Below are 9158 nucleotides of genomic sequence, written 5' to 3'. Positions count from 1 at the left end.
GCATGTTGTGCTGCTGCCTGGAGACGAAGCCGCTTATTTAGCCGGTCAGAACGCCGACTTTACTTTTTCCGTCGATTCGCTGGCCCGGCGCTATGAAAAGCTCGGACCGCATCATGATTTCTTTCATCCCGCCATGTTCAGCGTTCTCTATGACTCTCTTCGCTCAGTCTCGCTTTTGCATCAAGTCCGCGAACTCGCAGAGCAGGGCAAAAACATTGATCTCGCAGCCGAATACCTGGCCGACTTTCTATTATGGCACAAGATGACGAGCGGCAGGAGCCATGTTGGTGTTTTATTAAAGCTTTCCTTTCAGCGATTTATTGTATTTTTTCTTATTGTCCTGGCAACAATCTTTGCCTTAGGATATTGGAACAGAAAAAGCAGGTGCGGCAGCGGATTTATTATCATTGCCGGCATGGTCGGTTTTGCAGTGATGGCCCTAAACTTGGCATTGCTGCTTGCCTTCCAGGTTGCATTTGGCTATATTTACGCTTGGCTGGCCGTTTTGAGTGCAGCATTTATGATCGGCATGGCTTCTTCTGCTGCATTCGTCAATCAAAGAAGTGAACAGTTTGCCGTCGGCACGGCTTTAGAACAGGTTCTGATTTTTATGATCCTCCTCGCCTTCATCCTTTTGCCGGTGCTGGAATGGATCGGCGGTCGTCTCTCTTTGTACGGCACGCTCCTGTTGTTTCTCCTTTCCGGTGCCGCAGGCGGGGCTGCGTTTGCGATTCTGTGCGCTCGATTTCGTCTCGTCACCGGTGTCGTCGATTTCGGCGGCCTTTATGCTGCGGATGTCATCGGCGGCGGTCTTTCGGCTTTGTCGCTGAGCGGACTGGCAATACCTCTATTCGGCCTGCAAAGATCCCTTTACTGTGCCGTCCTGGTTCTGTTGACTGCTTTGGCGCTTTCGGTTTCATTGAGGCGCTGATATGAACCGATCATAAAGTTTTCGGTTTTGAAGGTTTCTAAAGCGGCAAGAGAAAAAAACTTTTATCGTCGTTGTCCGATTCAGCCGCTTATGTTTTTATTTAAGGAGATGGATGTGCGTTACGAGCATGACGAACGAATTGTGATGACTTTGGACGCAGGAGGAACGAATTTTGTCTTTTCCGCAGTCCAAGGAAATCGGCTCATCGTTGAGCCCGTTCGCTATCCATCCAACGGAAGTAACCTGCAGCAAAGCCTGCAGACACTGAGGGACGGTTTTACCCGGATTCTGAATCGTCTGCCTAGTGCGCCCGTTGCCGTTAGTATTGCTTTCCCCGGCCCGGCAGATTATGAAAACGGCGTCATCGGTGATCTGGTCAACTTGCCCGGGTATCGCGGCGGCGTTGCCGTGGGACCGATGCTTGAAGATTATTTCAAGCTGCCGGTATTTATCAACAACGACGGCGATCTGTTCGCCTATGGCGAGGCAATCGCCGGTTTCCTGCCGGAGGTGAATCTTTGGCTGCAGGAGGCAGGGAATCCCAAACATTATGAAAATCTGCTGGGGGTAACGCTCGGAACCGGTTTCGGCGCCGGAATTGTAAGAAGGGGAGAGCTGTTCTTGGGCGATAACTCCGCCGGGGCAGAAATCTGGACCTTTCCCAACAAATTTCATCCAGATATGTCGGCGGAGGAAACCGTCAGCATTCGCGGCGTCGTCAAGCTGTACTTGGAGCGTTGCCGAATACCTCCTGGATCTGCGGTCTCTCCGCGCGACATTTTTGCGATTGCCTGCGGCGATCTGCCCGGCGATCAGGAGGCGGCTTTGGAGGCCTACCGTCTTTTCGGCCAGGCGTTGGGATATGCGCTTGCATTGGCTTCGAGTTTGATCGACGGGCTGGTCGTCATCGGCGGCGGGATTTCCGGCGCCGCTTCGTTTTTTCTGCCGGCGGCGGTTGCGGAAATGAACGGCAGCCTCCGCCTTGCCGACGGATCTCAGGTTCGCCGCACCGAATCCGTCGTTTTCAATCTGGAAGACGAGAAGCAGCGGGAGGCATTTCTCGCCGATACCGGCATAGAGGTGCTCATACCAGGGACAAAGCGAACCTGCCGCTATAACCCGCACAAGCGGGTAGGGGTCGGATTGACGCGCCTGGGAACGGAACGAGCGATCTTTGTCGGCGCCTATGCTTTTGCCCTGCATGAATTGGACGGCAGATAAATTTTTTCCTCGAACATTTCAATTGAAAACAATTGTTGTTGAATAAAAAATTTTTATATTGTTTTTGTCTTTCCGATTCCGCTAAACCGGCCTAATTATCCGCAATCTGTTAGAGGAGACTCGAATGGTTCACTTTACCGGCCTGGATTATTTTTGGACGATCGCTTATCTGGTGCTGATGATCGGTTGCGGAGCCGTGTTCTATCGTCTCGGCAAGCGGTCTGGGGCCGACTTTTTTCTCGCCGGCAGAGGGCTGCCTTGGTGGCTTCCCGCCACCTCCAACTTTGCAACCCATACTGCCACCGATACGCCGATGTGGTTTTCCGGCATGGTCTATCGCCATGGTTTATACGGCATGTGGTACTCGCTGTTTGCCGGATGGTGCGCCGTAAGTGCGTGGGTTTCGGCGCGCATATTTCGCCGCTCTTTGGCCGGAACTCAAGCAGAATGGGCGACGCAGCGCTTTTCCGGCCTTGGAGCCGAGTTGATCCGCGGCTGGTTGGCGGGCTGGCAGGTGGCGATGAATATGTTTATCGCCGGATGGGTGGGCATTGCAATGGGCAACGTCTGCAACTATCTGTTCGGTTGGCCGCTGTGGGTGGGATTGGTGCTTTTTTCCAGCCTGTGTTGCCTTTATGTCATCACGGCGGGATTTTGGGGCGTCATCATCGCAGACGTTCAGCAGGGCATTACTATGTTTATCGTCATTATTTTGGTGTCCATTTGGGCGGCAATGGCTGCCGGAGGTCCAGCCAACATCGTCGCCGGTCTCCATAATCTGGGGATGAGCGAAATGCTCAATCCTTTCCGCTCCACCGGTTTTGCCAAGGGCGACTATCCGATTCTTTGGCTGATTACCATGATTGCCGTTCCCTTTCTCGGCGGATTCGGCATGGCGACGCATTTCGACTGGTTCGTCGAGGCGCAGCGCATTCAGTCGGCCCGCAACGTCAGAGATGCCGGTTATTCCATCTGGTGGGGCGCAGCTGCCGTCATTTTCCGCAATGCAATCTGGGCCTTGGCCGTGCTTGCCGTCGTGGTAATGACCGAAGGTAAACTCTCCGGCGATGAAGCAGCCCTCGCTTGGTTCAAAGTCGGCTTTGAATATTTTCCCGTCGGCATGGTCGGCTTTTTTTTCGCCTCGATTCTTGCCATTCATATTTCGACCATCGCCGGTATTCTAAATTTAGGTTCCATGTACGCCACTCGCGACCTTTACCACCACTATATCAACCCGCAGGCAAGCGAAGATAAAGTCGTGCGCGTCGGCAGATGGATGACCGTCGTGGTTCTGCTCGGTTCCTTCTTTTTCGGCATTATGATCGGCAGGGATATCGTCGATTGGCTCTTTTTTGCCCTTTGGCTGATGGTTGCCGGTACGTGGCTGCCCAACATTCTTCAGGTGATTTGGTGGCGCTTCAATGCCTGGGGCTACCTGTCGGCCTGGATCGCCAACCTGGGCATATGCTGGCTGGTGGTCTGGATTCTGCCGGCTTTCGGCGTCATACCGAACGATCTGCCGCAGCACATTCAGTTTTGGATTCTCATCGTTCTCGTCGCAATGGTCTACATTCCCGTAACGTTGTTGACCAAACCCGACGACATGGACAGACTGGTCAAGCTTTATGTGCAGACGCGTCCGATTGGTTTTTGGGGACCGGTAAAGCGCGAGGCCGAGCGGCGCGGTCTGCTGCAGGCTTTGGCGGAAATCGAACGCAAGGCGGAGAGCGAGGCGAAAGGAGCATAGTTATGTCTTGGATCAGAAGAAACTGGACCCCTCACGAAGCGGATGAATGGACAAAGGAAGATTGGATCGCGGTCATCCTTTCCCCGTTCAGCTATATTTTCATCACGTTCGGCGTTGCCATGTCGCTGTTTCTGTTGCCGATCGGTTTTCTTTTTCTCGGCCTTGGCATCATCGTGACCGCGCTGATGTTCTATATCATCGATCCGAAATTAAAGGCTGTTTCCGAAAGCTATGAAAGGAAACAGCAGGAGTATCTGAAGGAGCTGGAAAAGCATCAGCGGTGGGAGGAATAGCGATGGACAAAGGGCTGATTATCGTCATCGGTATGACGATTTCCTATCTGTTTTCAGTCGGGGGGATGTTGTTCGCCTGGTCGTTTTATCGCAGGAATAAAAAGAACGCATCGACTCAAAAGCCGAATCGCGATCAAAAAGATCTTTCTACATCCTAAAGATCGGCATTGTTTCAAACCGCAATTACTGTCGTCGCATCGGATCGTGTATAGGCTTTAAGCCGTTTTGACAAGGTCTCCTTTCGCACATAAAGCTGCAATACAAGATTATCTGAAAAGATTGCAAAAATTCTTACAAGAAGGGTTGATATGGCATCAATAATATTGCAGGCTGCGAACCGAATCGGCAGTCCTTGGCTGGGAGTGGTGATTCCGGCAGCAGTGTTTGCGTTTTCTTTTTTCATTGCTTTTGCTTTATTCCGTCATTTTACCCGTCGAGCAGGTGAATCAAATGAAGGTCGAGGAAAGTGAAGGGTCTCCGGCCGCTCATTCGTTGAGCCGTTATGATGAGCCGATTTTTCGCAAAGCCGTGGTTGCTGCGGCGTTTTCACCGCGGTTGACGGCGGTATTAAACGAAGCCCACCGCATCCTCTCCGCTTTTGGAGCCGAGGCGATCCTGGTGCACGTCGGCGATGCAGGCAGAGAGAGTGAGGAAAAGCTGCGCAAAATCGCCGCTTCAACCAAGATTTGGGAACTGCAGCCCTCCATCGTGCTGCGGGAAGGAAGCCCAGGCGATGAGCTGCCGGCGGCCGCAGATAAATTGGGCGCGGATCTGATTATTGCCGGAGCTTTGGCCAAGGAGGGGTTGTTCAAATACTATCTCGGCTCCGTAGCTCGTAAGCTGGCGCGCGAAGCGCCCTGCTCTGTTTTTCTGCTGACCGAACCCACTGTGAACGGACATACTTTTCAGAGAATTCATTGCGCAGTCGAATATCAAAAAGGGGCGGAAAAAGCTCCGATCGCAGCGGGAATTTTAGCCGCCGCCGAGCAGAGCCGGCATCTTTACTTTACGCATTCCTTTACTTCTGAAACATTGCAAAAAGACAACAATCTTACCGCCGAGCAGATCCGTAACATCTACCGTGAACAGGATCTCAAGCTGGCAGAGTATCTTTCCTCGCTCCATTTGCCGTATCAGGGCTACCAACACCGTTGTCTGCACGATCCGGAGCGGACCTTAACGCTTGCCTTTACCCGTGATTTGGGTGCCGATTTGCTGGTGATGCACGGTCCGACCAACCGTTTCAGCCTTTGGAATCGGCTGTTCTTTCAGGATTTGGATGGAGCTCTGCAGCATCTTCCCTGCAGTTTGTTGTTGACAAAATAAAATTAAATTAATAAAATAATAATAATTAATCTTAATTCAGTTCTTACTCCCAGCGTTTTTGGCCTGAGTAGCGCGGTCTTTTTTCAGGTTTTAGAAATTTTTGAATAATCCGCTTGTCCAAATCTTTTAAAACAGTATCCTTTAATTCCGAAATAAAGTCATCCACGACTTGACAACATAGTCTAATCTGAAAATATTGGAGAAATACCATGTGGACTAAGAAAGCGATTCCAAGTTTAGTCTCTTTGATCTTTATTATTTTTGCAATAATAGTCAAAGCGACTGACGTGCAGGCATGGAAGGATCTTTCGACTCCATCGTCACAAGTTAGGGATAACGATACCTCAATGCGAGGTTTTGACCCACGGGCAATACAAATGCTGCATAAAAATCGACCTGTTGCCGCGCGGTACTCGAAAGCAGACTTGGGACAGCAAAGAGCAGTCGAAAGTCGCCGAGACATAAAAGATTTTATAAGTAACTCGTTGTTTTATCAGCAGGGCTATTTAAAGTCGGGAAATCCTTTGACAAATGAATTTTTTGGCTGTGCTGTAAAAATAAATAGAAACTTAGCTATAGTTGGTGCCCCTTATCAAAACACAAGCGACAAGGTTAGGTCGGGTGCAGCTTATATTTATGAGCGTGTAGGAGATGAATGGCAGCTGAAAAGTTCTCTTGCTAGCCAAAATCCTGAAGAGGAAGGTAATTTCGGATGGTCTGTCGATATAGCCGGTGACTTTGCTATTGTGGGGGCGCCTTTTGAGAGCAATAGCAAAGGAGCTGCTTATCTTTTTCGCAAAGATAGCCAAAATTCATGGGGATTTTACCGGAAGCTTACATTAGGAAATGATGCTCAAGAGTTGGACGGATTTGGATATTCAGTCGCCTTGAGTGAAAATTATCTATTAATTTCTTCCCCATGGAGGCCGCTGCCAACAAATCCTCTTGTTTATGCAGGCGCAGTTTTTTCTTATATTTTCGAGTTGAATGACTGGCAAGAAGATGGCATAATACTAGCAAATGAGCCGGGAGACTGGTCAAATTTCGGTCAATCGGTTTATCTTGATGGCAACTCTGTCATAATAGGGGCTCCTTTTTATACTCACGAATCTCTACCAAACATTCAGGGAGCAGCATTTATTTTTTCAAGAAACGAAGGCTCTTGGGAACAGCAGGCTATACTATACGAATCAATGAGTCAAGATAATTTCGGATGTTCTGTCGCCATGAGCGGTGATTATGCAATAATAGGGTGCTCATGGGAGAATTCAAACGCTGGTGCTGCTTATCTTTTTAAAAGGAATAGCCAAGATGAATGGACTAAGCAAATAAAATTTCAACCTAAAAAATCTGAAAATGATGGAAATTTTGGTGCTGCAGTTGATATTAGTAAAAAGTTTATCATCATCGGAGCTTATGGACAAGATGAATGGTCTACTAACTCCGGTGCAGCTTATGTCTATAAACTTGACGACACAAACAATAATTGGAGCGAATTTTTAACTCTTAAACCTTTGGATATTTTAGAGAAGGATTCTTTCGGATCAGCAGTATCTATTGATGATAGTTACCTTCTTGTCAGTTCGACACAGGAAGACGGTGTGACAGTAAACAGCGGTGCCGCCTACGTCTTTAAAATCGGCCCCTCAGAACAATGTTCAACAGCTCAAGTCGAACCGCTTGTCGGCGGATCGGTGCGGGTCTCCTGGACGCGCGGCAACGGCGACGGCTGTGCCGTGTTCGTCAAGGAAGGCTCTTCCGGCAGCGCCGAGCCGGTGGACAACACCATATATACCGCCAATGCGACCTTCGGCCAAGGCGATCAAATCGGCAACAGCGGCTGGTATTGTGTTTATAACGGTACCGAGACAAGCGTCGAAATATCCGGCCTTAATTCCAGGACTTCCTACCGAATCCACGTTTGCGAATACATCAACGGTTCGGTCTATTACAATACCAACACTTCCAACAACAACCCGATCACCTATGAAACGCCGATCGCCGTTAAACTGGCGGCTTTCCGAGCATCGAAAGAGGGGCAGCGGGTCCGCATCTCATGGAGGACTGAAAACGAAGCCGATCTGGCAGGCTTTGCTCTTCATGCCGCTGAATCGGAAAAGGGTCCCTTCCGACGCATCAGTTCCGACGTAATTCCGGCAAACGGCGGGCAGACTCGAGGGGCTGATTACGTTTATTGGGATGAAACACCGAACGCCGAAAAGCAATGGTACCGCTTGGAGTTGATTCATCTGGACGGCGGCAGAGAATGGTCGCAACCGATTGCCGTCACGGCTTTAGAAAACTCGGCGGATAAACTAGTGGTTGCCTTGCATCCCAATTATCCCAATCCATTCAATGCGCAGACGTTGATTCGCTTCGACCTGCCGGAAGCGGTTGAGACAGAACTTGCGGTCTATGATGCGCGCGGTCGACTCGTTACCGCGCTGATGAGCGGAATTGTCCCTGCGGGCAGTCACGAAGTGGTGTGGGACGGCCGCGATGCCGCCGGTAATTCCCTTGCCAGCGGTGTGTACTATTGCCGTCTAAAGACGGCAGAGCAAACTATGCTGCAAAAAATGATTCTGGTCAAGTAGATTCAAGTAACGCCCCTTTCATGCATCAAAAAAGCCCGACAGTAAATCTGTCGGGCTTTTTTTTACTTTTTGTCTGCAATCAGAATGCGACCCTTTACAGTAATAAGGGCTCGGTCTTGGAAAACGAGCGGATTTTACGGCCAAGGCTTATTTCATTTATTTGGCCAAGATCATTTTGCGCGTCAGCGAGCCTTCCGTCGTTTCAAGACGTAAGAAATAGATACCGCTGTGCAGATTCTTTGCCGCAAAAGTCATCCGATGCTCACCCGCAGTTTGCCGCCCATCGACTAAAACGGAAACTACCCTGCCCGTTGCGTCGAAAACGCTCAAGCGTACCCAGCCTTCGCGGGCCAATGCATAGCAGATTTCGGTCTGTGGATTGAACGGGTTGGGATAGTTCTGCGCCAGAGCAAACTTGGCCGGCTTTACAGCGTCGGCAACGGCAGAGGGAGCAAAGTTCATAAGCACCAGATTATCCAATCCCAGCCACGACTGACCATTTTCGCTGACGTTGTCGAACCAGATCCCGAGCAAATGACCGACTGCCTCCGGATGCTCCGCCGCTTTGAAGGCGATCTCATAAGGCATCATTTCGCCTGTAATCTCGAAAATGTCACCCGCGATAGGCACTTTATTCCCCGCATCGTCCACATAGATGAACAAAGCTTCCAACAGCGTCGCCGCCCAGGTAATGCGGGAATCGAACGCCAAGCGGATGTCGTCGTTCGGCTGAATCACATAGTCGGTAATTTGATAGACAGAGGAATCGGCGCCCATCAAAAAGGCCGTATATTCGCCGTCAGTCGGGGTATATCCGGTCTCTACGCCGGAATCCCAGGGCACGGTATCGCTGGTCCAGCCGGGAATATCATCCAGCGCTCCGGTCCAATTCGGATCCGCGCACTCGCCGTCCCAGCCCTTGATCTTGCCCACGCCGGGCTCTTCAAAGCTGGGATTGATCAGCGGAATGAAGGTTTGTGCTGAAAGCATTCCCGTTAGGGAAATTGTCAGCAGCACAGCTGTTACGGTAGCAGTTATTCTCATTG

Annotated in this window: 9 protein-coding genes; 7 read left to right on the top strand and 2 right to left on the bottom strand. The window is 50.3% G+C overall.

All coding sequences use genetic code 11. The annotated features are described in order from the left end of the window. The 5 genes from ONB24_11715 to ONB24_11695 form a co-directional block, all read left to right on the top strand. On the top strand, positions 1 to 931 hold a 931-nt coding region (locus ONB24_11715), incomplete at its 5' end, for a hypothetical protein (GenBank protein ID MDZ7316783.1). Positions 932 to 1039: 108 nt separating this feature from the next. After that, entirely contained in the window at positions 1040 to 2152 is a 1113-nt protein-coding gene (locus ONB24_11710; GenBank protein MDZ7316782.1) for an ROK family protein, read from the top strand. 124 nt (positions 2153 to 2276) lie between these two features. Continuing rightward, positions 2277 to 3899: a sodium:solute symporter gene (locus tag ONB24_11705; protein MDZ7316781.1), complete on the top strand. Its 1623-nt coding sequence runs from the start codon at positions 2277 to 2279 to the stop codon at positions 3897 to 3899. Between the two features lie 2 nt (positions 3900 to 3901). Beyond that, positions 3902 to 4192 (top strand): hypothetical protein, encoded by a 291-nt coding sequence (locus ONB24_11700; GenBank protein ID MDZ7316780.1) that lies wholly within the window; start codon positions 3902 to 3904, stop codon positions 4190 to 4192. A gap of 2 nt (positions 4193 to 4194) precedes the next feature. Next, complete coding sequence (locus ONB24_11695) at positions 4195 to 4350, top strand: hypothetical protein (protein ID MDZ7316779.1); 156 nt, start codon at positions 4195 to 4197, stop codon at positions 4348 to 4350. A 14-nt stretch (positions 4351 to 4364) separates the two neighbouring features. On the opposite strand, the gene ONB24_11690 is transcribed toward ONB24_11695, so the two are convergent. Then, positions 4365 to 4595, bottom strand: coding sequence for a hypothetical protein (locus ONB24_11690; protein ID MDZ7316778.1), 231 nt, complete (start codon positions 4593 to 4595; stop codon positions 4365 to 4367). Positions 4596 to 4642: 47 nt separating this feature from the next. On the opposite strand from ONB24_11690, the gene ONB24_11685 reads away from it, so the two are divergent. Next, the gene (locus tag ONB24_11685) at positions 4643 to 5518 is read left to right on the top strand and encodes a universal stress protein (GenBank protein ID MDZ7316777.1); all 876 of its coding nucleotides are present in this window, start codon (positions 4643 to 4645) and stop codon (positions 5516 to 5518) included. A 209-nt stretch (positions 5519 to 5727) separates the two neighbouring features. Beyond that, entirely contained in the window at positions 5728 to 8112 is a 2385-nt protein-coding gene (locus ONB24_11680; GenBank protein MDZ7316776.1) for a T9SS type A sorting domain-containing protein, read from the top strand. A 156-nt stretch (positions 8113 to 8268) separates the two neighbouring features. Here ONB24_11680 and ONB24_11675 read toward each other — a convergent pair whose 3' ends face one another. Then, positions 8269 to 9156, bottom strand: coding sequence for a T9SS type A sorting domain-containing protein (locus ONB24_11675; GenBank protein MDZ7316775.1), 888 nt, complete (start codon positions 9154 to 9156; stop codon positions 8269 to 8271). Positions 9157 to 9158: the final 2 nt, after the last annotated feature.

The sequence above is a fragment of the candidate division KSB1 bacterium genome (assembly GCA_034505495.1).
GTDB lineage: Bacteria > Zhuqueibacterota > Zhuqueibacteria > Residuimicrobiales > Krinioviventaceae > Fontimicrobium_A.
The sequence above is the reverse complement of the archived record's forward strand: the minus strand, read 5'-3'. Positions and strand labels throughout refer to the sequence as shown.